Here is a 22,952-nt window from a genome sequence, read left to right on the forward strand (position 1 = left end):
ACAGAAACTATACTTTATTTTCATCAGGATAGTGACGCTGGCAGGATAAAGAATGACCCAACAAAGACCGCAATTTTCATTGAAAGTACTGACGATTAATACTCACAAGGGCTTCACCGCGTTTAATAAACGCTTCATTTTACCCGAGCTGCGCGACGCGGTACGCACCGTCGGTGCCGATATCGTCTGCCTGCAGGAAGTGACGGGCGCACATGATGTGCATTCGTTGCATGTGGAAAGCTGGCCGGACATCCCCCATTACGAGTTTCTTGCTGACACCATGTGGAGCGACTTCGCCTACGGACGCAACGCGGTCTACCCGGAAGGTCATCACGGCAATGCCGTCCTTTCACGCTATCCCATTGAACATTACGAGAATCGCGACGTGTCGGTCGCGGGTAGCGAGAATCGCGGCCTGTTGTACTGCCGTATCGTGCCCCCGCAGCTTGGGTCTCCTGTCCACGTGATTTGCGTACATCTGGGTCTGCGCGAAGCGCACCGCCAGGCGCAGCTCAAGATGCTGGCCGACTGGGTTAACGCTTTCCCGCAGGGAGAACCGGTGCTGGTGGCGGGCGATTTCAACGACTGGCGGCAAAAAGCCAATCGCCCGCTTAAAGTACAGGCGGGACTCGATGAGATTTTCACCCGCGCAAAAGGCCGCCCGGCGCGCACTTTTCCGGTCAGGATGCCGCTTCTGCGTCTTGACAGAATCTATGTGAAAAATGCCAATGCCAGCGCGCCTGCGGTGCTGCCGCTGCGTAACTGGCGTCATCTGTCCGATCATGCCCCGTTAAGCGCGGAGATCAATCTATGAAAACCGCATGGCGGGAAGGCAACCGCATCCAGCTTCTGGAAAATGGCGACGAATATTACCCGGCGGTATTTGACGCTATCGATAACGCTCAGCGTAAAGTGATTCTCGAAACCTTTATCTGGTTTGAGGATGACGTGGGTCGCCAGTTACACGCGGTGCTCCTGCGCGCCGCACAGCGCGGTATCGGGGTTGAAGTGCTGCTCGACGGCTACGGATCGCCTGATTTGAGCGATGATTTCGTCGGCGAACTGACTTCAGCAGGCGTGGTGTTTCGCTATTACGACCCGCGCCCGCCGCTGTTCGGTATGCGAACCAATCTCTTCCGCCGTATGCACCGTAAAATTGTTGTCATCGACAATACAGTGGCGTTTGTCGGCGGGATTAATTACTCCGCCGAGCACATGTCCGATTACGGTCCTGAGGCCAAGCAGGATTACGCCGTACGGGTGGAAGGCCCGGTGGTGGATGACATTTTGCAGTTTGAGCTGGAGAATCTGCCCGGTCACGCGCATACCCACCGATGGTGGCAGCAACGTCGCCGCTATCATGCGGCGGAAAATCGCAATCCCGGCGAGGCGCAGGCGCTGTTTGTCTGGCGCGATAATGACGATCACCGGGATGATATTGAGCGTCACTATCTGAAAATGCTGGCCAGCGCCAGGCGAGAAGTGATTATCGCCAACGCCTATTTCTTTCCTGGTTACCGTCTGCTTCACGCCATGCGCAATGCAGCCCGCCGCGGCGTGCAGGTAAAACTTATCGTGCAGGGCGAGCCGGATATGCCGATTGTAAAAGTCGGTGCAGAGCTGCTGTACAACTATCTGCTGAAAGGCGGTGTGCAGGTGTATGAATATCGCCGTCGTCCGCTGCACGGCAAGGTCGCGCTGATGGATGCTCACTGGGCGACGATCGGCTCCAGTAATCTCGATCCGCTGAGCCTGTCGCTCAATCTTGAAGCCAATCTGATTATCCACGACCGGGCGTTTAACCAGACGCTGCGCGAGAACCTGCACGGTATTATCGCCAGAGACTGCCAGCGCGTGGATCAAACTATGGCCCCGAAACGCACCTGGTGGAACCTGGCGAAAAGCGTGGTGGCGTTTCACTTCCTGCGTAAATTTCCGGCCATGGTCGGCTGGCTACCGGCGCACACGCCAAGGCTTGCCCAGGTAAAGCCGCCCGTACAACCCGAAATTGAAACGCAGGATCGGGTGACGTCAGAGAATTCAGAGGTGAAATCATAATGTCTGCATCACATCCGAAGTGGCGTCTGGCGAAAAAAATACTCACCTGGTTTTTCTTTATCGCCGTGGCTATGCTGCTGGTGGTTTACGCCCGCACGGTCAACTGGGAAGACGTGTGGAAAGTCATTCGCAATTACAACCGCACGCCACTGCTGATATCAGTGGTGCTGGTGATCATCAGCTATCTGCTGTACGGCTGTTACGATCTGCTGGCGCGCGCTTATTGCGGGCACAAACTCGCGGCCCGTCAGGTGATGCTGGTGTCATTTATCTGCTACGCCTTTAACCTCACGCTCAGCACCTGGGTTGGCGGCATCGGCATGCGTTACCGGCTCTACTCCCGTCTGGGTCTGCCCGGCGCCACGATCACCCGCATTTTCTCACTGAGCATTACCACCAACTGGCTTGGCTATATTTTGCTCGGCGGCATTATCTTCACCTTCGGCGTCGTGGAGCTGCCTTCGCACTGGTACATCGACGAAGGCACACTGCGCATTGTGGGCATTGTACTGCTGGCGATGGTGGCCACTTACGTCTGGTTCTGCGCCTATGCTAAACGCCGCCATATGACGGTGAAAGGGCAAAAACTGGTGCTACCGTCGTTTAAATTTGCGCTGGCGCAGATGGTAATTTCCAGCGCCAACTGGATGGCCATGGGGGCGATTATCTGGCTGCTGTTAGGCGAGGATGTGAACTATTTCTTTGTGCTGGGCGTGCTGTTAGTCAGCAGTATCGCCGGGGTGATTGTGCATATTCCGGCGGGGATCGGCGTGCTGGAAGCGGTGTTTATCGCCCTGCTGGCCGGAGAACATACTTCGCAGGGCACGATTATCGCCGCCCTGCTGGCCTACCGTATGCTCTACTACTTCCTGCCGCTGCTGCTGGCGCTGGTGTGCTATTTGATGCTGGAGAGTCGGGCGAAGAAATTGCGGGCGAAGAACCAGAAGGCGATGGCGAAGTAAGCCTTCTGGCATTATTCCAGACCGGGGATATTCACGCCAAATGTTTGCAGCAGCAGGATGATATTGAGCGCCACAATCACCACGGTGCCGATGATGGAAGTCACGACAGTCAGGCGGCTGTTAACAAACTCCCCCATGATGTCGCGACGGCTGGTGAATATCACCAATGCAATCATCGGCGCAGGCAACGCCAGGCTGAGCACCACCTGGCTGTATACCAGCGCGTCGGTGGCATTAACGCCCATTGCTACCACGATAAACGCAGGGATCATGGTGACCAGACGGCGCAACCAGACAGGAATACGAAAACCGACGAAGCCCTGCATGATCATCTGGCCTGCCATAGTGCCTACCACTGAACTGGAAATACCGGAAGCAATCAATGACAGCAGAAAGAAACCTGCCGCCCCCGCCCCTAACAGCGGAGTCAGGGTGTGATAGGCCGTTTCGATTTCCGCCACATCGCTGTGGCCGGCATGGAAGGCACTGGCGGCCATAATCACCATCGCGATATTCACCAATCCGGCGAGGGTCAGCGCGATCACCACTTCAATATTGGAAAAACGCAGCAGTGTACGACGTTCGCCCGGATTCCTGGCATGGGTACGGTGCTGAGTCAGCCCCGAGTGCAGGAAGATCGCATGTGGCATCACGGTGGCTCCGATGATCCCCACGGCAATGGTCAGCGCCTGCGCGTCGGGCAGTTGCGGTGTCACCATGCCCAGACCGGCTGCGGCCCAGTCAACCTGCGCAATAAACATTTCGACCAGATAACACAGCGCAATCACCGCCACTAACCCGCCGATCATCAGCTCAACAGGGCGGAAACCACGCTTTTCCACCATCAAAAGACCGTAGGTAACCAGCGCCGTGATACCCATCCCGGCCAGTAACGGCATATGGAACAGTAACGACAGGGCTAAAGCCCCCCCGAGGAATTCGGCCAGATCGGTCGCCATTGCGGCGATTTCGCTGCCCACCCACATCCCCCAAACCACGGGTCTGGAGAACTGGTCGCGACACATTTCCGCCAGATTTCTGTTGGTGACGATCCCCAGTCTGGCGGAGAGCGCCTGAAACAGCATGGCGATCATATTGGCCATAACAACCACCCACAGGAGCGCGTAGCCATAGCGCGAGCCAGCCTGAATATTGGTCGCAAAATTACCCGGATCCATATAGGCGATCGAGGCGATCACCGCAGGACCCGCAAACAACAGCGGTGTCATCAGGCCGCGTTTGCGGCCGGACATGGCGTTAGCAATCGCCGCATTGGTTCTGTCGGTTAGAGAAGAAGTCTGGCCTGTTCCACGCATACTGCCCCGCCCTGTTCTTGCTTGTTATTTTTGTGTGAATTTTATCCGGCAAAGACGAATATAGCACTGGCTATACTCTATAGTGCAAGCTTAGTTTGAGGGTTATTAAGGGCTTTATGTTTCAAAATATGAAACTTGAATCATTGCCTGAGATTATAAAAATGGAATGATTTTTCTGATGATGAATCCGGCGTGACGGCCACACTGACGGCCCTGTGCCCGCGCCTTTCGTTCAGAGGTTATGCGCAACAGCGCGTGCCAAAATTGGCCGGCATAAAAATCTGACAGACATCACACTTTTCTGACAAACAAACCGGCTGCCCGCCCCCTGCTATCAAGTTTCCTCGCCAGTGTGCCGTTAACTTAATCACTAAAACTCATTCGGTTCACGTGACCAACTTCAGTTTCTTCCCGACAGATTTCTATCCTGTGTTTCCTGACAGGCTACTCCGGTAACGACATTTTACGCACGAGACTGATTGAAATGTTGTCATAACTTAAGGTGCCTGCACCTTTTTAATCGCAATTTCAGGGAGTTACCACTATGTCTTTTAAACACACTACTGTACGCACCCAGCTTACGCTGGGATTTGGCGTTTTAGTCGTCATTGTTCTCGCAGTAGTCCTGCTCTCTATCAACGCGTTAAGCCAGGCCAACAACAGATTCAAAACTCACGTACAGCAGGTTTCCGCCCGTGAGGCGGCTGTGAATTTAATTCTCAGCGGCGTAAAAGACAGTTCATTGAATATTTACGGGCTGGTGCTGGTCAGTGAGGCTGCTGATATCGAAGCAGGTAAAAGACAAGTCGCTGCTGCAGAAGAGAAAACCGCAGCCGCGCTGAACCGGCTTCAGGCGGCAATCAAAGAACACTCAGATGTCACAGATAAGGATCGGCAATTCGTGACCGCGATTTCTAATGCGGAAGAAGGATACCGTCCGGTGGCTAAACATATTGTTGATCTGGCCCTTGAAGAGAAGAAAGCTGAAGCGATTGACCGCATGAATCGCGAGCTACGACCTCAGTTGGCGCTGCTGCTGAATACGACCAATGACTATCTCCAGTACAGTAACGTACGGGCTAAAGAGAGCCTGAATACCGCACAAGATGCGTATCAACAAACCCGCCTCATTTTCATCGTTATCAGCCTGGTCGCACTGAGTCTGGCGGTTATTCTGGGGGGCATTATTATCCGTTCCCTGTTCCGTGCACTGGGTGAAGAACCCCTTGTTTTAGGTCAGGTGGTACAACGTATTGCTGCGGGTGATCTCAGTGAAGTGAAAGGCGCGGAAAATGCACCACAAAACAGCGTCCTGGCAGAGCTTGGCGGAATGCAGGCGAAACTGCATCAGTTAATCAACCAGGTGGCTAATTCCGCTGAAAGCATTGTCAGTGCATCAACCGAAATTACGTTGGGCAATGAGGATCTGAGTCGCCGGACCGAAGCCCAGGCTTCCTCACTGGAACAGACATCAGCAAGCATGGAGGAACTGACCGCGACCGTGAAACACAACGCCGACAATGCCCATCAGGGGAATCTGATGGCCACAAGTGCGTCACAAGTGGCGCAACGCGGTGGCAACGTCGTTGAACGCGTCGTCAGCACCATGCATGAAATCGCCGAAAGCTCAGGCAAAGTGACACAAATCATCACGGTCATTGAAGGCATTGCTTTCCAGACCAATATTCTGGCGCTTAACGCCGCCGTTGAAGCAGCCCGTGCCGGTGAGCAAGGGCGTGGTTTTGCGGTGGTTGCCGGTGAAGTGCGAACGCTGGCACAGCGCAGCGCCAATGCCGCCAAGGAAATTAAAAACCTGATTAGCGAGTCTGTTGAAAGGATTAACGTCGGTTCTAAGCTGGTGGATGAAGCGGGCACCACCATGATGGAAGTGGTGAATGCGGTCAAAGGCGTCAACAGCCTGATGGCTGAGATTACCCTTGCCTCAAGCGAACAACATACCGGCATCGACCAGGTCAATAAAGCCGTGGTCAACATGGACGAAGCGACGCAGCAGAATGCCGCGTTAGTAGAACAAAGTGCGGCAGCAGCAGACAGTTTAAAACAACAGGCCCATATCTTGCTGGAGGGGATTTCTGCATTTGATATTTCACGTGCGGGAAATCTTAATGTCACTGCAACAGCCACCCGCTAAGGTATTTACATGAAAATTTCCTGCGTTTTTGCCGTGGCGACAACCCTGCTGACATCGGCAGCTCTTGCCAGCAGCAATGAGAACATCACGATAGGCCTGATTACTAAAACAGACACCAACCCGTTCTTTTTGAAAATGAAAGAAGGTGCCATGCTGGGGGCCACCGTACACGGGGTCAAACTGCTTACCGCAGCCGGTAAAGAAGACAGCGATTATCCTTCACAGATCATCGCGATTCAGTCCATGGTGGCCTCTGGCGCGACCACGTTGCTCATTACGCCGAGCGATGCTAAGGCCATTGTGCCCGCACTCGATGAGGTCCGGGCGAAAGGCGTGCAGGTTATCGCCCTCGATTCCCCGACGGATCCGATCAGTGCCGTCGATGCCCTCTTCGCCACCGATAACTATAAAGCTGGCGAATTGATTGGCCAGTATGCTCAGGCGGCCATGCCGCTGACGTTCGCGGGGCAACCCCTCAAAATAGCGATGCTGGATTTATCGCCAGGACATCTGGTAGGGGCAAGAAGACACAACGGGTTTATGAAAGGATTGGGGTTAACTGCGGCAGGTGCCGAATCCAGTGAACTGTCCGCCGCACCCGAAATTGTGTGTGCAGGCTATAGCGAAGGGGCAGAGAAACAAGGCTACGAGGTCATGACAAATTGCCTGAAAGCCCATCCGGACATTAATCTGGTTTACACCGTCAACGAACCGGCCGCAGCCGGAGCCTACAAAGCCTTGCAGGAAGCAGGTAAACAAAAGAATGCCATGATTCTCTCTGTTGATGGCGGGTGTGCGGGGGTAAATTACGTACGTGAAGGCAAGATTGCCGCCACGGCCCAGCAGTATCCTTTAACGATGGCGGCGATGGGTGTTGATGCTGCCGTTGCCTATGCCAGACACGGCAAAAAGGTTTCCGGGTATGTCGATACCGGCGTCACGCTTATCGCAGATAAACCCATGCCAGGTCTGGCAAGCAAAGATACTCAGGCAGGGCTGGATGCCTGTTTTGGCGCTAAATAAACAGCTTTCCTGAAGACAAAAAAAAGCCGGAGAATGTCAGCGCATTCTCCGGCTTTTTTCGTACATCGTCAGAAACAGCGACTGGCGTTAGCCGTACAGCTTCAGACGCGCCGCTTTTTTGGCGAAGGCCAGATCCGCCTGCACCATCTCAATCACCAGATCCTGTAATGAGGTTTCAGGTGCCCAGCCTAACTGACGCCGTGCTTTTGACGGATTAACCGAAACCTTGCTGACCTCCGACGGGCGCATATAACGCGGATCGACGGCGACAATCACATCTCCGACTTTCAGCGCTGCCGCGACCGGGCTGATAATCGCCGCAATCACGCCTTTTTCCTCCACGCCTTTGCCGACAAACCGCAGTTTGATCCCCAGTTCAAGGGCCGCAAAAGTCACGAACTGACGCACCGTAAACTGCACGCCCGTTGCAATGACGAAGTCCTCCGGTTTGTCCTGCTGCAGCATCAGCCACTGCATTTTGACGTAATCTCTGGCATGCCCCCAGTCACGTAAAGCATTCAGATTGCCCAGATAAAGGCACTTCTCCAGCCCCTGAGTAATGTTCGCCAGCCCGCGTGTGATTTTACGCGTGACAAAACTTTCGCTGCGCCGCGGCGACTCATGGTTAAACAGAATGCCGTTACAGGCATACATACCGAATGTTTCCCGGTAATTCACGGCGGTCCAGAAATCACTGACTCTGGCGACAGTCTCCGAAGGCGGAAGATTAAACGTCACCATTTCATTGATGGTCATCCCGTTAACCAGCCCGCACAACGCGGAAGATGAAGCATGATAATAACGGGTTGTGCGCTCCAGCCCCTCAGAACGGATAGCCTCCAGCATTCTCAGCGCACTGATCCCGGTTACAGGAAATGTAGAATGCGCGGTAGTTTCACTGGTGATATCCAGATTATAAATTTCATCCGGGCGAATTAACGCCAGCAAACTCCTCAGATCTAAGATTTCACCCCAGCCATAATGATGAATATGGAAATCAGGATTGTTTGCATGTAAATCATCAGTGACAAATTCAGTATCGGGTACCGGGCTGTGCAGGATAATCCCATGGACTGTATAGCCTTTTTTAAGCAAAAGCTCAGTCAGATAAGACCCGTCCTGCCCGGAGATATTGGTAATAAGAGCGACCTTAGACATAGTAAACCCTTAGATTACAATTTAAAAAACGCATCCGGACAGATGCACGATTATAATTGCAAGGTTATGTTGAGTAAGATGAATCGCAGAATAAACAGTCAACGACAGAAAAAAGAACAATATTAAAAAGGATACAAATTAATAAACGATGCGTTTACGTTCATTGAAGTCATGCCATTTTGTTTTGATATACTCATCCAGCTCATCATGAAATCTTTGTGCAGAGAACTTTAAAGCGTTTTCGCGGCAGTCCTTCGGCAGGATAGAGTCTTTAATCGTATCAAAGTGACGCACGGCGTTAATCAGTGATTCCGCCGTTTGCTCTGAGAAAAATACCCCGGTGGCATTACGTTCGCCATAAGGTCTGATGGTCTCCAGAACACCGCCTTTGCCAAAGGCAATAACCGGCGTCCCGCTGGCCTGTGCTTCGACCGGCGTAATGCCAAAATCCTCTTCAGCAGCAAAAACAAACGCCCGGGTGCGCCGCATGTAATCTTGCATCACATCGTCAGGCTGATAACCCAGAATTTCGATATTGCTGCCAGCCCGGGATTTTATTTTCGCCATTTCAGAACCGTCACCGATCACCACCAGTTTCTTATCCGGCATCTGACTGAATGCTTCAACAATCAGGTCGATACGCTTATAAGGCACCATGCGGGAGGCGGTAAAATAGAAGTCTTCTTTATTCTCCTGCAAAGTAAAACGTTCTACATCGACAGGAGGATAAATAACATCCGCATCCCGGCCATAGACCTTCTTGATTCGCCGGGCAATAAACTGGGAATTAGCGATAAAGTGATCCACGCCATTGGCTGTCCGGTAATCCCAAATCCTGATTTTATGCAGGAACCAGCGGGCCAGTTTCCCTTTCAGGCCTTTGTTCAGCCCCGACTCACGCAAATACTGGTGCTGAAAATCCCAGGCATAGCGGATCGGCGAATGCACATAACTGATGTGCAACTGATCAGGGCCGGTCAATACCCCTTTAGCCACCGCATGACTGCTGGAAAGCACAATGTCATGCCCCGTCACATCAAGTTGCTCGATAGCCAGCGGCATTAAAGGCAGATACTGCTGATATTTCTTCTTCGCAAAAGGTAACCGCTGTATAAAAGAGGTCGTCGCTTCTTTTCCATAGAATTTCTTCCGGGATTCATCAGAAAGAAAATCGACAACAGAATAAACATCAGCATTTGGGTATAATTTAATAAACTCTGCAATAACTTTTTCTGACCCTGCAAATGTCACCAACCAGTCAGCAACAATCCCAACACTCACATCATGTGACATAATTTAAACCTTATAAAATGAAAAGTGAGTAATACAAACCCACAGCGAGTTATCATTACTCACTTAAATAAGATATTTTTAATAATTACATACTGCGGAGGATAGAAAGAATTCTTCTGGTTTGTTCCTGCATGAGTTTTGTATTTGCGCGGGATTCAACATTCAACCTTACAACGGGTTCTGTATTAGAACTGCGGAGATTGAAACGCCATTCGTCAAACTCAAGACTGATCCCGTCAGTATGATCGACGTTAACCGCCTCACCTTCATACATGGCTAATACACGGGCAATGGATTCTTTAGGCTGCTGCAAATAGCTGTTAATTTCGCCGGACGCTGGATAGGCCGTGATCCGGTCATTAATCAGTTGCCGCAGAGACTTGCCTTTCAGATGCAATAATTCAGCGACCAGCAGCCAGGGGATCATCCCACTGTCGCAATAATAGAAATCGCGGAAGTAATGATGGGCGCTCATCTCACCGCCATAGACCGCATCTTCCTGACGCATACGCTCTTTAATAAAAGCATGGCCGGTTTTCGACATAACAGGCACGCCGCCCGCACCGGTGACAATATCAATGGTATTCCAGCTCAGACGCGGGTCATGGATAATTCTTGAGTTAGGATATTTTTCGAGGAAGGCATCGGCAAGCAGACCGACGATGTAATACCCTTCGATAAAATTACCGGCATCATCAAAGAGAAAACATCTGTCAAAATCACCGTCAAAAGCGATCCCCATATCTGCGTTGTGCTTAATGATGGCATCCGTCGTGTCCTGACGGCACTCCGGCAATAACGGGTTAGGAATACCGTTCGGGAATGTGCCGTCTGCCTCATGGTGAACTTTGATAAATTCAACCGGCACACCGGCTGCAATAAACCGCTGTTCGATGGCATCAACAACATGGCCCGCCGCACCATTACCGGAGTTAAACACCAGTTTTAAAGGGCGGGTAAAGTTCTCTACATTGATAAAGCTGAGCAGCTTATCAACATACTCATCCAGCACAGAGGCTTTCTCGTAACTGCCGCGCTTAGCCTGATCGACCGGTGGAAAATTATTAGCTTCCGCCAGCGCCTGAATATCACGTAAGCCGGTATCACCGCTGATCGGACGGGAATCTTCACGCACCAGTTTCATGCCGTTGTAGTTCATCGGATTGTGGCTGGCCGTCACTTCAATGCCGCCATCAAGGCACAAATAAGACGTCGCAAAATAGATTTCTTCTGTACCGGTCACGCCGATATCAACAACGTCGGTTCCCGCATCCTGCAAACCTTTCGCCAGCGCAAGTTTTAATGCTTCGCTGGTTAAGCGGACATCGCCCCCCAATACCATTTTATTAGGTTTTAAATATTCCCCGTAAGCACGCCCTATGCGATAGGCAATATCTTCATTTAATTCGACGCCTAATTCACCGCGGATATCGTAAGCTTTAAAGCAAGTTAATGTACCTGACATATTTCATCCCCAAATTAACAGCGACCATAGTGATCTTTTATACGGATAATATCGTCATCTTCCAGATAGGATCCTGACTGAATTTCCAGAAGTTCCAGAGGAATTTTTCCCGGGTTCTCTAACATATGCTGAGCCCCAATAGGGATAAACGTTGATTCATTTTCACTGAGCAGATAATTTTTATCTTCGAGAATAACTCTGGCGGTGCCCGACAGAATGACCCAGTGCTCCGCGCGGTGATGGTGCATTTGTAATGAGAACTGTCCGCCCGGTTTAACGGTGATGCGGTTCACATGATAACGGGGTGCCGTCACAACATTATCGTTACGGCCCCACGGGCGATAGGATTCGCGGTGCAAACGATATTCCCGTCGTTTATTATTTTTTAAATATTCGACGACTTTTTTAACGTCCTGCACCTGGTTTTTATCAATCACTAAAACGGCATCTTTCGTATTTACGATGACCAGATTATCCACACCAATGGCGGCTACCAATTTCTCATCGGTGTTGATATAACAATTGTTCGCATTATGGGTAAATACATCGCCATTGATAGCATTCCCTTCGGCGTTTTTATCATTCACTTCCCAAAGCGCCGACCAGGAACCCACATCATTCCAGCCCGCATCTAACGGAACAACAATCGCATCCGTGGTTTTTTCCATTACGGCATAATCAACCGATTCATCCGGGCAGGAAATAAATGCCGCTTTATCTACACGAATAAAATCTTGCTGCTCATCAGTATGCGAAGTTTCAATCGCTTTCTGACAGGCTTCGAGTATGTCCGGCCTGAATTTCGCCATCTCCTCAAGAAAACGTCTGGCGCGGAACAAAAACATACCGCTGTTCCAGTAATACTCGCCGCTTTCCAGATATTGCAATGCGGTCTCAAGATTCGGTTTCTCGACAAAACGCTGCACCCGAAAAACAGGATCGGCATCACTGCTGAATTCTGTTCCCCGCTGGATATAACCGTAACCGGTTTCAGGGCCTGTTGGCACGATACCGAACGTGACCAGTTTCCCCTGCTCAGCGAACGGAATAGCATTCTGCACGGCCTGATGGAAGGCATCCGGAGACTCGATAACATGGTCGGCAGCAAGCACCAACAGTAAAGGATCAGAACCGTCGTCGATGGCACTGAGCGCAGCCAGCGTAATAGCAGGCGCCGTATTGCGCCCGACAGGCTCAAGAATAATATTGTCGGAGAGCTGGTCTATTTGTCGTAATTGTTCGGCAACAAGAAAACGATGCTCTTCATTACAAATAACCAGCGGTGCAGAAACGTCCAGCCCTTTTAAACGGGTGACCGTTTCCTGCAACATGGAATTATCGCCATGCAGACGAAGAAATTGTTTTGGATAAAGCTCACGAGACATTGGCCACAAACGGCTACCGGTGCCGCCAGCCATGATTACTGGAAGGATCATAGTTTTCGTCTCAAAAATAAAAGAGTTAAATAAGATTAAACCACCGAATACAACCACTCAGTGTGCAGAGGAATAACTTACTAATAATTCAGCAGGGTACAAAGGGATATGAAAAACACTATGCTTTTATTTTAAAAGCAGTCTTAAGCATAAAATAAAACAAATAGGGGGAAACTTTAATTAATGAAATGGCGGAGAGTTTCTTTAAACTGACCGATTTAGATAATTTCGCAACATACGAGAGATCAATAGTGCGCCTGATGCCAATAACATCCTTTAACGGCGCCCCATATCTGACGGCGTTTATAAACACCATTAAAATGACCAGATAACTATGTTTAGCCCATTTTTCTTTATCGGTTTCAGTGATAATAAGTGGCGATACAAGTGACTTCGTCCTGTTAAGGTATTCCAGTCGGTTTAATATTTTAAGGTAAGATTGTTTAGTTAATGACGACGCGTGCTGGATGTAATGATATTTACGCTCATTACCGAAAGCGATACTTGCTCCGTTAACAAACATTTTCATAATCACTTCATAGTCTTCAAAAACGGTCAATGTAGTATCAAACCGAATGCCATCAAACAAGTCGCGTTTAAAGATTTTGTGCCACAAATATCCTGTTACCTTACCCTCCAGCATGGAAAAAACAGCATTTTTGCCCTGTAAGGTAGTATCCGATGCAAAATCATTCGTTTTGCCAACGGAGACTCCCGAAGGTTCCTCAGAAAAATACAGGCACTGCCCCATACTGGTATTATTTTTCGTCAGAACTCCGATCAGGTAACTGACAAAATCAGGTTCAAGATAATCATCTGAATCTAAGAAACAGATAAACTCTCCTGAAGCATTATCAACCAGAGTATTTCTCCCAAAAGAGACCCCTTGATTGATTTTATTATTGATGACTTTGTGCTGGATGTGTTCATATTCTTCAAAAAAAGTGGTGACAATTTTTCGCGATGAGTCTTTCGAACAATCATCCACGATAACTATTTCCACGTTTGAATATGTCTGATCTGCAACTGACTGAAGCGCTTTCCTGAGGAATTTTTCTGAATTATAGACGGGTATTAAGATACTCACTAAGGATGAGTTTTTTTCCATGAGATCATTTATCCTCTCTGAAGAATTTTTCTTGCAAGAGAAAAAATCATTGTTCTCTTACTCACTGAGGAGAAAGTAAAAATCAAAGCAAAATAACACACTGCACCAATACCTATTTTTATCATTAATCCAAACCAGGACTCGCTCAGGACAGCGTATTGTTGTACCGCCACGAGTATCATGCACATCAGAACTGAACAAATAACGGGTGTAATCAACTCTTTTACGTATTGTTTGAAAGTTAAATTCAACAGAGTCAGGGCACACCATGCTGAAATAGGGTAAAGCAACACGGTTCGGATTGAGAAGACGAGAGCGGTAGCGATAAGTCCAAATCTTACAAAGAAATAAAAAGCCACCACATTGGTAATAGCGTAAACCAATGTCAGTCGTGCCTGCCATTCAGGCTTATCTCTGGCAAACATCACTGAATGATTATAATAGCCAATAGAAGTGACAAAACCGACAGCACTGACAATTTGCATAACAGGGACAGAATTCATCCACTTATGCCCTAAAAGTAAAAAAGTAATATCATGGGACAATGTTGCAAGCCCCACAAAAGCAGGCGCAGTGACTAACACCGTTAAATATGTCGCCTGCAAATACTTCTTACCAAACTCGTTGATATCATTTTTATAACGGCTGAATGCAGGCAGTGAAACACGCATTAAGGCCGATGCCAGAACCAGATTCAATGTATTAACAATACGCTTGCCGGCAGAGTAAATCCCCGCTGCTGCACTTCCCAGGAAATAAGTTATGAAGAAAACATCGCTATTCTGATTTGCAAAGTTAGTGACATTGCTCAACGCGACATGCTTTGAAAATCCCAATGATTCCTTCATTGATTCTCTGGAAATTTTCATTCTGGGCTTCCAGGGTGTCGCCACCCACAGAGCTACCAGTGAAATCAAAGACGTCACAACTTGCTGCACAACTAAACTGGCGACGGCGAAGCCATTGTAGGCCATTACTACCCCGACAATACCGCCGATAGAAATCGACGTCATAGAACGTATCGCTAACGGGCGAAACATCATATTATGCGACAGCCAGGCTTCATGAGTACGACTCAGACCACTCACCAGGATAATAACGCCAGTGCCGCGGATCACATTGGCTAACTGCGGCACGTTCATATACGCCTCAATAAAAGGAGCGGCGAAAAAAACAATCAGAAAAGCGGGAACAGATAAAGAAAAACACAAAAAAAGAGCAGAGTTGTAATCGACTTCAGAAGGTGATTTTTTCCTGACAATTGAAGTCGCAATACTATCAAAGAGAACGCTTTTGAAAAATTGAGTCACTAATAAAGAAACACTTAACATGCCATATATACTGGGCGTTAAAATCTTAGCAAGTACAATAAATATGACAAACGTAATGACCTGAGACGCAGTATTATCCAGAATAGACCAGATTGCACCAGAAAGAATACTGGGCCTGCGGGCGTTTTCTTGAGATTTCAAGGTTACATCCTTTACATATCACTTGCATTTTGAAAGTATATCAATACCAGCCAGCAGACGTTCTACATTATTATTAAACTGATTATCCTCACTCAAAAAACCAGGCTGTTTTCTGGCAGCTAAGAGGATATTGGCTGCATTATCGATAAAGCGGTTATCAAGATTTAATTTAGCGGTTTTTTCAATAATTTGAATACCTTTATTAGGGATCCGGTATAAGGCAAGACGTGTCAGGTCATGATAGTGAGGCCACCATTTTTTATTCTTCAGCTCACGCTGTTTTTTAAAATAACTCACGGCATACTCAACGTCAGCATCAGGTAAATGGTATTTCTCGCCATAAACATATAAGCCCTTATCACGCATACACTCACGCAATGAACTGCTACCCAGAACAGTTGGCTTGTAAGGAAGATTTATTGTCTGAGTCCAGTCTAACCATTTGAATGTATTGATCTGTGAAGAAGTAATCAAAGGAACCCAAGGTACACGCATTGCATCTGCAATAATCGCAGCATGCATGGCATCCGCCAGCACCAGTTTGGCATTTCGGATTTTTTGAATAACAGTCTTCGCATCCGACTGTGGATTCACAAACTCAACCCCGGCCTGCTGACAAACCTTTTCCCACTGCCCCGTGACGAGCGCATGGTGATGAGGAACAAAAATCACCCCCTTACGTTCAGCTTCTGAGAGGGGTTTAAACTCGGCAAGCGTGTTTAACAGCGCGGCGCCATCGGTAATAAACTTGTCTTTCGGCAATCCCAAAATTTCAGCACTGAGCGGCCCCCTGACACACAGCGTTTCCCAGGAGTTGTCACCAAAGTTAGCCGGTGGATAGCCATAACCCACCCCGCTGGAGAAGACATACCACTTTTTAGCAGGCGGCATAGCGGAAGTAATAATGGTGCCAATACCGGATACCCTGACGTTCTCATTGTCATCAAAAAAGCCAGGAAGTAGTGCATCCCAAATCCATGCGTTAAGATCATCCCCAAAATTTCCATGCGCAGATTTATAATAGTAAATTTTCAATTTATCACCGGTTAATATTTAATGGCTGGCCGAGTAGAATATTTAACATCCTGGAATAGGATTTATCCTGATCAAATTCGTTATCAATTTTTTGTTTCGCATTACGACAAATATCCGGCAACACACCGGGATTATCGATTATTTCAGAGATGACACCTGCAATGCTGGCAGCATCATTTTCATTGACCAGAAAACCAGACACGCGATCTTCAATAAGCTCAGGGATGCCGCTGTGAAACGTCGATATCACAGGTATACCGATTGCCATTGCTTCCATCAGTGCAACCGGGATCCCTTCCATATCGCCATCTGACGCCGTGACGGAAGGTAGTAAAAACACATCCGAGTTATTTAAATATTCAGAGACAGTTTCTTGCGTCTGCGCACCTAAAAAGGCAATTTTGTCACCCAGCCCAAGATTGGCGACCTGAGATTCAAGTTCTTTGCGCAGGGGCCCGTCCCCGATAATGGTGTAATCAAAGTCAACGTTTTGCTGTTTCAATAACAGGCAGGCATTTATAGCGACTGAGATGCCTTTTTTTTCTGTGAGTCTGGCGATAGATAATAATTTAACGGGGTTATTAAGATTGGTTCTGGGTTTGAATGGGAATCTGTTTACAGCAATACCCATTCTTATCACATGAATATTATTATCATGACCCGACATTGATTTTATTTTATTAGCCCATAACTGACTCACAGGAAAAATAAAATCTGCGCTATCAAATAGCTTTACATAATCCTCATGAAATAAATTTAGAATACGGGCTTGAGAAATATCATTGCCATGGAAAACGGCGGCTAATTTCCCTCTAAGAAAACCCAGATTCCTTAACTGATTAGCCAGAGCAGCTGTGGTGCCAAAATGTGAAATAATGACGTCAGATTCAATTTTTTTTTCATTTCTGGAAAGGATCTGCGGTAGTAGCAATGTTTTTGCGTAATAACCGTATTTTTTAACATTAATACTTTTAATGGCAGAGTAATTAAAGACCGCAGGGGCCAAGGATTTTATTCGTCCAAATACCCTGGCAAATTTTCCATGCGGTTCACTTTCTAGCAGATATTGTGTTTTACTCAACAAGTCGAATTCTTTAATAACTTTGTGTTCTATGCCCGAATCGCCGGGAAAAACAGAAGCAATTCTAACATCACATCCCTGATTAATGAAATAGGCTATCTGATTGAGTATAAATGTTTCCGATAAGACAGGGAATTTATACACAAAAAACAATACTTTCATAGCGCCTCTTTATTTTTAATAAAATCCATCTTTTATAACCAAGAAATATTTATCACCAGATTTTAATTGCAAATTTTTCACAGCAACCAACGATCTATTTTTTAAATTAGGGTTGAAAATGTTATCTTTGATTACCGGCTGCTTTGACATATTTCGTCCAGTCACTACAAATGCATAAGCTGAAAAACCAGTAAATGTATTCTTTTGCATCTCAACTTCGTCAGAACTACCATGCCCAGAATTTATTGTGAATATTGCGCTATTCCTGTTTCCAGCGCTAAGTATACTTATTTCGTTTGAAGTCATACTTAAACTATTAAAGTTTTGAAATAGCGTGCTATTAACATTGTATTTATCAGAGTGATAGATGAATTTATTATCTGTGAAAACGACTTTATTCAATCCGTTTAGCATCCCCATATCATTTGAAAAAGATTCAAATCTGTTATTTTTAAAAATAACAACAGCATCACTCTTATTACTGGCTCTGGAAGCGAAACATCTCATCGACTTATTTGAAGAATTTTGCGCAGTAATACTGTTGTTTTCAAAAATAATGGGGCCAATCAAATGAGGATCAAGATTGCCATAAATCATGCATGCACCGACATCTTTCAAATAATTTATTTTTTTGGTGCCTGCGCGATTCAAATAATCCCCTGCCCTGACAACGATATTATTCTTATGAGTCAGGTTTCCCATTGGGACGTTAAATCTCTTCAACTCGGGTCCTGTCGCAAAAACGGCTAATTCACCATTTGTACAGAACTTTATGGTATTACCATCTGAAATGCAGTTATTACCCCCCTCCCAGTCAAGACCCACATCAGAGCAATCATGGATAAGATTTTTTGCTGCATATACATTTTGAGCGCATGCGCTCCATATACCACCTTTTACCTGTGATATTTGATTTTCATTTATTTTTATGTTTTTCGAAAGCCACAACTGAATACCATGATATGAGGTTGAAATACTATTACGTGCATAAACACAATCTTTACTCATATAATCTAATATGGCCTGGCCTTTACCATTAGAAATCCGACAATTTTTAATCGCGACATTAGTTTTCTTTTCTACTAGAAAACCATTGTTTCTAAAACCACCACCATTAATGATAACCCCATCAATATCGCAGTTATTACCTACTTCTAAAGTTTGCCCTTGATTATTTTGGCTTCGTTCTGGATCGTGATTAACGTCGCTGATCGCGTAAATTACCGCTCCTTCCGAAGCAGACAGACGAGTATCATCAGCTAACCTGGCCATACCACTCGTGAAAATACTCACATCGATAATTTTTTCAAGTTTGCATTTCAAGAAATCCTTGAAAGCCATGGTATTATCTCCGGGTTTTCCATCCATACCATAATCGCTGGCACGAATTTTGTTACCCGCTACAATACGTTTTATTCGTTCGCCACTGCTATTAATAAAGCAATATCCTCCATCATCAGGACTTTGCTTATCTGCGAGGTCAACTTTGAATGTTCCGCCACCTTTCCCAGACCCATTAGAGTATTCAGCCAGATAAATTATCTGTCCTTCCTTGACTGAGCTCAGATTGCGTAATGCGGTGACGTTGGCACATTTTATGTCGACGCTACTGCCAGTTTGGCTGGCAAATACTCGCCCCAGCCCTCCTAATACTGGGTAACATAACGCAAATTTTATCAATCCTCTTCGATTTATACCCGCAGACATAAGTTATGGCCTCTGGTTTAACGTTCTGACTGTAAAAAATAGTTATGTTTCGATATTAAGCATAGCAATGCCAGGAAGAAAGGGAACAATGCATTTACAGGGAAAACCACTTCTAGCGGAAGGTTAATTCCACCAATAAACACAGAAAAGCAGAAAGTCAGAGCACAAAGCCCCAGGATATAAGTCGGATCATTTTTGATATATCTGAAGTGCTTCTTATATGATTTCAAATGTTGGCTAAATCGGTAAAGAATAGTGATGACCATGCCATACATAGCCAAAGTAACTATTATCCCAAAATTCAATAAAATATTAACATAGGCGCTTTCTGCAATCCAGCCGGGTGGATTCAACCCCAGGACATCAGGAATACCTATATTACTTAACGCGCTAAATAAATTGGCATGCTGATCAATTGAACCTTGTTTAGTAGAAAGGATGTTCTGAAGAATAGGCAATTGAGATAATAACATAATACCAATTACGCCAAAAACAAGCGAGAACCATGCTGTTACCAGTTTAGTAAAGCTAACAGGCATGCTAAGAGTCATCACAACAACAATCGCCAACATCACTGATGCCATGCCGGTAAAACTTATGGTTAACAATAAATTAATGGCATATAAAAGATAAAATATTGTTTTCTTATATCCATAGTAAGACATACCAACAAAATAAAGTGCAGCCAAAAGAAAAGCATAACCATTAGGATCATCTTGCAATGAACCAAACCGTACTGAAACACTCCCCGCATAGGCAAGTGCAGGTAATCTGTTAAAAAAGTAGAACAATAAATATTGAATTAAATCATAAAACAAGAAAATCCAGGCAGAAATTTTTACTATATTAAATATTTTATTAAAAAGTTTCTCACGATCATACTGGCCTATCAATATAAATATAAAGACCGGGAAAAAGCACACTGCTTCAAACGCATAGGCATCCCGTGATAGAACAGTAACAGACATAGCATATAAGCAAAATAGCATTGACAAAATAATATAAATTGAATCATTTTTTCTGTCTTGTCGCACTGCAACAGAAACACCATAGGGCTTTACTTTGTACTTATACATTGCCAAAACAAAAAGCATTAAACCAAAAGTAGCAAAAATAATAATATACTTTCCGCTTGATAGCCAAAGAGGTGTATCAGAATAAGTTGGTGATGTCCTTGCATTGTTTATTTTAAAAATATACCTGTAAAAATTATAATAAAATACAGTGAAAAGGTAAAAAGTAACCAACTTAATCATAATATTCTCTGGTATTCATCATGATGGTATGGAAATAATTAATGATTCTTCAGTTAGCCTGTGAGTGCCCCAATCTTAAATCGCTGATATTGCATCTTTAATCTTATTAACTGTTTTATCCCATGTGTATAATTTCACATGTTCCAAACCTTTCTCGATCATATGCTGTCTCAATTCAATATCTAAAAATAACTTACTGATTGAGTCCGCTATATCAGCAACATTTGTTGGGTCAACCAGTATTGCTGCATCACCTGCAATTTCCCCCAGTGAGGTTGTACGGGATGCAATAGTTGGAACACCGCAAGCCATCGCCTCAATAACCGGAAGCCCGAACCCTTCATAAAGAGAAGGCATAATGAGTCCCGTCGCGCCACGATAGTAAGAAGGTAGTTCATCATCTCGTATAAAACCGGTAAATCTCACACGATCGTTAAGGTTGAGCTGGCCGATAAGTTCAGACAATTCAGGTGTCGTATTACCGGATAACAATAACACGGTATCACTACCCGTATTAGCCTGCGCAAAAGCCTGTATCAGGCGCACTTCATTTTTATGAGCCTTCCGGTTGCTGACACAAAAAAGATATCTGTAGCCCGGGCTATATGGTTTTACATGGGGAGAAAAATCATTGGAAACACCATTACCCACAACGACCACTTTAGATTTTTCCACACCTGACCATTCGATAATTCTTTTTTTAGAAAACTCAGAGACAGTAAAGATAACTAATGCTTTTTTACAGCCTCTTTTGAGAATTATATTATAATAAATCCTTTTGAGCAGACTCGAGTTACCTGGCATATCTATATGATTTAAATCGTGTATCGTGATGATAGATCGACTTGCTGCGACATAGGGTGCATTGAATCCCGGAGTAAAAAAAATGTTCTGATTAAATATAAGCGCCCGGGCCGTAATTAACACATCAAAAATACTGGTCGGCTTTATTTTAGAATTTAAATAGTTATTAAACTTTAATCTTTTGGTAATCTCTGTGGAAAAACGCCCAATGCCATGACTTCCTTCCCAACGCTGATCATAAGTAATTTTCTTCACCGATCCCCCTTTTACCTATAAATCTTCACATGAGTAACTCAGACCATTTATTTATTATATTTTCCGTTCTGAATTCTTGTAATTTGAAGTTGAATTCAATTTCACCGTTCACAAACTTATTGATTATCTGAACAAGCCCGACTTCATCATCAAATAAAAAATCTTTATTATCTGTCAATAACTCTGGGATCCCACCGACATTCTTTCCTGCCACCGGAACATGTCTGCCCATGCTTTCAATCAAAACACGTCCAAAAGGTTCATTCCATTTCGAGGGCACAATCAGCAAATCGACACTGTCGAGAAAATCATTTGCATTCCTGTTACCCAAAAAATGACATTTTACACCGAAGGAATTCGCCAATATTTTCAATTCTTCTATATATTTTTCATCGCCAGTTCCTGCTATATGAACCTCAATCTTACCTTTCAGTTCTGCGCTAATTCTGGAAAGTGCATTGAAGATAATATCGATACCTTTCGTTTTATGTACTCGCCCCAAATAACCTATTTTAATCGTGCCCTGCTTGAAACCATTATAAAGTCGCTGGTCAATAACAGCTCCAAGGCAGATATTGTATATGACATGTTTTTTAGCTGCTGAAAAATACCCATACTTAAGATGTTCATCAACAACAAAATGGCTAATACCTATAACATCATCAACGTATTTCGAATTGTGTTTTTTGGGTAGAGTGATAGTTTCACAAAGTTTACACCTGGAATCGCAATTATCTTCTTTAAACATATTTGCATTAGGGCAAAGTAGTGAGTAACTTCTTAATATATGTACAGTTCTTATCTTATTACTTTTTGCAACCTTCCATATTATAGATGAAATATCTTCTATGGTGCTGGTGATCAATACGTCTGGCTTTACCTCAGCAAGGATTTTCTTTAATTCCCCTTCGATAAATATATTATTTGAATCAATCAGGTGCCAGGCGATTTTTTTTACCGGCCCAACATCTGCATTCTTGAAAGACCAATAAACATTTTTATATTTTATTCTATGAACTAATACTCCCTCAACATTTTCTTTTTTATTACTGTCACTTATTGTAAGTACCGTGACATCGAAACCTAATTTAACCAGAGTTTCAGAGAGTGTTTTTGTCGATATTTCGCCGCCCCCTGCAATATCAGGATAGTAAGCTCTGCATGCTATTAATATTTTCTTCATTACTCGAGACCTACCTCTTATATTAA

At 45.6% G+C, this 22,952-nt stretch carries 18 protein-coding genes; 5 read left to right on the forward strand and 13 right to left on the reverse strand.

Going from position 1 to position 22,952, the window contains the following annotated elements; genetic code table 11:
* Positions 1-52: 52 nt before the first annotated feature.
* From EX31_RS02835 to EX31_RS02845, 3 genes are read left to right on the forward strand one after another with little or no spacing between them, the layout of a single operon-like run.
* Positions 53-814: an endonuclease/exonuclease/phosphatase family protein gene (locus tag EX31_RS02835; protein ID WP_037033300.1), complete on the forward strand. Its 762-nt coding sequence runs from the start codon at positions 53-55 to the stop codon at positions 812-814.
* A complete protein-coding gene (clsB, locus tag EX31_RS02840; protein WP_037033302.1) occupies positions 811-2,058 on the forward strand; it encodes a cardiolipin synthase ClsB in 1,248 nt (415 codons plus the stop codon). Before EX31_RS02835 ends, clsB begins: the two co-directional genes overlap by 4 nt.
* Positions 2,058-3,020 (forward strand): lysylphosphatidylglycerol synthase domain-containing protein, encoded by a 963-nt coding sequence (locus tag EX31_RS02845; protein ID WP_037033304.1) that lies wholly within the window; start codon positions 2,058-2,060, stop codon positions 3,018-3,020. The genes clsB and EX31_RS02845 overlap by 1 nt, the downstream gene beginning before the upstream one ends.
* Positions 3,021-3,031: 11 nt before the next feature.
* On the opposite strand, the gene EX31_RS02850 is transcribed toward EX31_RS02845, so the two are convergent.
* Positions 3,032-4,336 carry an Nramp family divalent metal transporter gene (locus EX31_RS02850; RefSeq protein WP_013576862.1) on the reverse strand — a complete coding sequence of 435 codons (1,305 nt, stop codon included), beginning with the start codon at positions 4,334-4,336 and terminating at the stop codon, positions 3,032-3,034.
* A 544-nt stretch (positions 4,337-4,880) separates the two neighbouring features.
* Between EX31_RS02850 and EX31_RS02855 the strand changes: the two genes are divergently transcribed.
* Together EX31_RS02855 and EX31_RS02860 are read left to right on the forward strand one after the other, a co-directional pair.
* A complete protein-coding gene (locus EX31_RS02855; RefSeq protein WP_013576863.1) occupies positions 4,881-6,488 on the forward strand; it encodes a methyl-accepting chemotaxis protein in 1,608 nt (535 codons plus the stop codon).
* Between the two features lie 9 nt (positions 6,489-6,497).
* Positions 6,498-7,511: a substrate-binding domain-containing protein gene (locus EX31_RS02860; RefSeq protein WP_037033306.1), complete on the forward strand. Its 1,014-nt coding sequence runs from the start codon at positions 6,498-6,500 to the stop codon at positions 7,509-7,511.
* Positions 7,512-7,598: 87 nt separating this feature from the next.
* On the opposite strand, the gene EX31_RS02865 is transcribed toward EX31_RS02860, so the two are convergent.
* From EX31_RS02865 to EX31_RS02920, 12 genes are all read right to left on the reverse strand, one after another.
* Positions 7,599-8,669 (reverse strand): GDP-mannose 4,6-dehydratase, encoded by a 1,071-nt coding sequence (locus EX31_RS02865; RefSeq protein ID WP_015690360.1) that lies wholly within the window; start codon positions 8,667-8,669, stop codon positions 7,599-7,601.
* Positions 8,670-8,807: 138 nt separating this feature from the next.
* A complete protein-coding gene (locus tag EX31_RS02870; protein WP_037033309.1) occupies positions 8,808-9,962 on the reverse strand; it encodes a glycosyltransferase family 4 protein in 1,155 nt (384 codons plus the stop codon).
* Between the two features lie 85 nt (positions 9,963-10,047).
* Complete coding sequence (gene cpsG / locus EX31_RS02875; protein WP_037033310.1) at positions 10,048-11,427, reverse strand: phosphomannomutase CpsG; 1,380 nt, start codon at positions 11,425-11,427, stop codon at positions 10,048-10,050.
* A 14-nt stretch (positions 11,428-11,441) separates the two neighbouring features.
* Complete coding sequence (locus EX31_RS02880; protein ID WP_037033311.1) at positions 11,442-12,863, reverse strand: mannose-1-phosphate guanylyltransferase/mannose-6-phosphate isomerase; 1,422 nt, start codon at positions 12,861-12,863, stop codon at positions 11,442-11,444.
* A gap of 118 nt (positions 12,864-12,981) precedes the next feature.
* Entirely contained in the window at positions 12,982-13,971 is a 990-nt protein-coding gene (locus EX31_RS02885) for a glycosyltransferase family 2 protein (RefSeq protein ID WP_037033312.1), read from the reverse strand.
* Positions 13,972-13,979: 8 nt separating this feature from the next.
* Entirely contained in the window at positions 13,980-15,443 is a 1,464-nt protein-coding gene (locus tag EX31_RS02890; RefSeq protein ID WP_037033313.1) for a lipopolysaccharide biosynthesis protein, read from the reverse strand.
* Between the two features lie 18 nt (positions 15,444-15,461).
* The gene (locus tag EX31_RS02895; RefSeq protein ID WP_037033314.1) at positions 15,462-16,478 is read right to left on the reverse strand and encodes a polysaccharide pyruvyl transferase family protein; all 1,017 of its coding nucleotides are present in this window, start codon (positions 16,476-16,478) and stop codon (positions 15,462-15,464) included.
* A 4-nt stretch (positions 16,479-16,482) separates the two neighbouring features.
* Entirely contained in the window at positions 16,483-17,721 is a 1,239-nt protein-coding gene (locus tag EX31_RS02900; protein WP_037033315.1) for a glycosyltransferase, read from the reverse strand.
* A gap of 15 nt (positions 17,722-17,736) precedes the next feature.
* Positions 17,737-19,428: a right-handed parallel beta-helix repeat-containing protein gene (locus tag EX31_RS02905; RefSeq protein ID WP_037033316.1), complete on the reverse strand. Its 1,692-nt coding sequence runs from the start codon at positions 19,426-19,428 to the stop codon at positions 17,737-17,739.
* Between the two features lie 17 nt (positions 19,429-19,445).
* Positions 19,446-20,684 (reverse strand): hypothetical protein, encoded by a 1,239-nt coding sequence (locus EX31_RS02910; protein WP_037033317.1) that lies wholly within the window; start codon positions 20,682-20,684, stop codon positions 19,446-19,448.
* A 75-nt stretch (positions 20,685-20,759) separates the two neighbouring features.
* On the reverse strand, positions 20,760-21,743 hold the full coding sequence (locus EX31_RS02915; protein WP_037033318.1) for a glycosyltransferase family 4 protein: 984 nt from the start codon (positions 21,741-21,743) through the stop codon (positions 20,760-20,762).
* Between the two features lie 25 nt (positions 21,744-21,768).
* Complete coding sequence (locus EX31_RS02920) at positions 21,769-22,926, reverse strand: glycosyltransferase (protein ID WP_037033319.1); 1,158 nt, start codon at positions 22,924-22,926, stop codon at positions 21,769-21,771.
* Positions 22,927-22,952 lie beyond the last annotated feature (26 nt).

It is taken from the genome of Rahnella sp. WP5 (genome assembly GCF_000745615.1).
GTDB classification, from domain to species: Bacteria; Pseudomonadota; Gammaproteobacteria; order Enterobacterales; family Enterobacteriaceae; genus Rahnella; species Rahnella aceris.

Excerpts from the sequence above, each read along its gene's own strand:
- EX31_RS02835 (WP_037033300.1), top strand. The coding sequence starts at position 53 with ATGACCCAACAAAGACCGCAATTTTCATTGAAAGTACTGACGATTAAT.
- clsB (WP_037033302.1), top strand. The coding sequence starts at position 811 with ATGAAAACCGCATGGCGGGAAGGCAACCGCATCCAGCTTCTGGAAAAT.
- EX31_RS02845 (WP_037033304.1), top strand. The coding sequence starts at position 2,058 with ATGTCTGCATCACATCCGAAGTGGCGTCTGGCGAAAAAAATACTCACC.
- EX31_RS02850 (WP_013576862.1), bottom strand. The coding sequence starts at position 4,336 with ATGCGTGGAACAGGCCAGACTTCTTCTCTAACCGACAGAACCAATGCG.
- EX31_RS02855 (WP_013576863.1), top strand. The coding sequence starts at position 4,881 with ATGTCTTTTAAACACACTACTGTACGCACCCAGCTTACGCTGGGATTT.
- EX31_RS02860 (WP_037033306.1), top strand. The coding sequence starts at position 6,498 with ATGAAAATTTCCTGCGTTTTTGCCGTGGCGACAACCCTGCTGACATCG.
- EX31_RS02865 (WP_015690360.1), bottom strand. The coding sequence starts at position 8,669 with ATGTCTAAGGTCGCTCTTATTACCAATATCTCCGGGCAGGACGGGTCT.
- EX31_RS02870 (WP_037033309.1), bottom strand. The coding sequence starts at position 9,962 with ATGTCACATGATGTGAGTGTTGGGATTGTTGCTGACTGGTTGGTGACA.
- cpsG (WP_037033310.1), bottom strand. The coding sequence starts at position 11,427 with ATGTCAGGTACATTAACTTGCTTTAAAGCTTACGATATCCGCGGTGAA.
- EX31_RS02880 (WP_037033311.1), bottom strand. The coding sequence starts at position 12,863 with ATGATCCTTCCAGTAATCATGGCTGGCGGCACCGGTAGCCGTTTGTGG.
- EX31_RS02885 (WP_037033312.1), bottom strand. The coding sequence starts at position 13,971 with ATGGAAAAAAACTCATCCTTAGTGAGTATCTTAATACCCGTCTATAAT.
- EX31_RS02900 (WP_037033315.1), bottom strand. The coding sequence starts at position 17,721 with ATGAAAGTATTGTTTTTTGTGTATAAATTCCCTGTCTTATCGGAAACA.
- EX31_RS02905 (WP_037033316.1), bottom strand. The coding sequence starts at position 19,428 with ATGTCTGCGGGTATAAATCGAAGAGGATTGATAAAATTTGCGTTATGT.
- EX31_RS02910 (WP_037033317.1), bottom strand. The coding sequence starts at position 20,684 with ATGATTAAGTTGGTTACTTTTTACCTTTTCACTGTATTTTATTATAAT.
- EX31_RS02920 (WP_037033319.1), bottom strand. The coding sequence starts at position 22,926 with ATGAAGAAAATATTAATAGCATGCAGAGCTTACTATCCTGATATTGCA.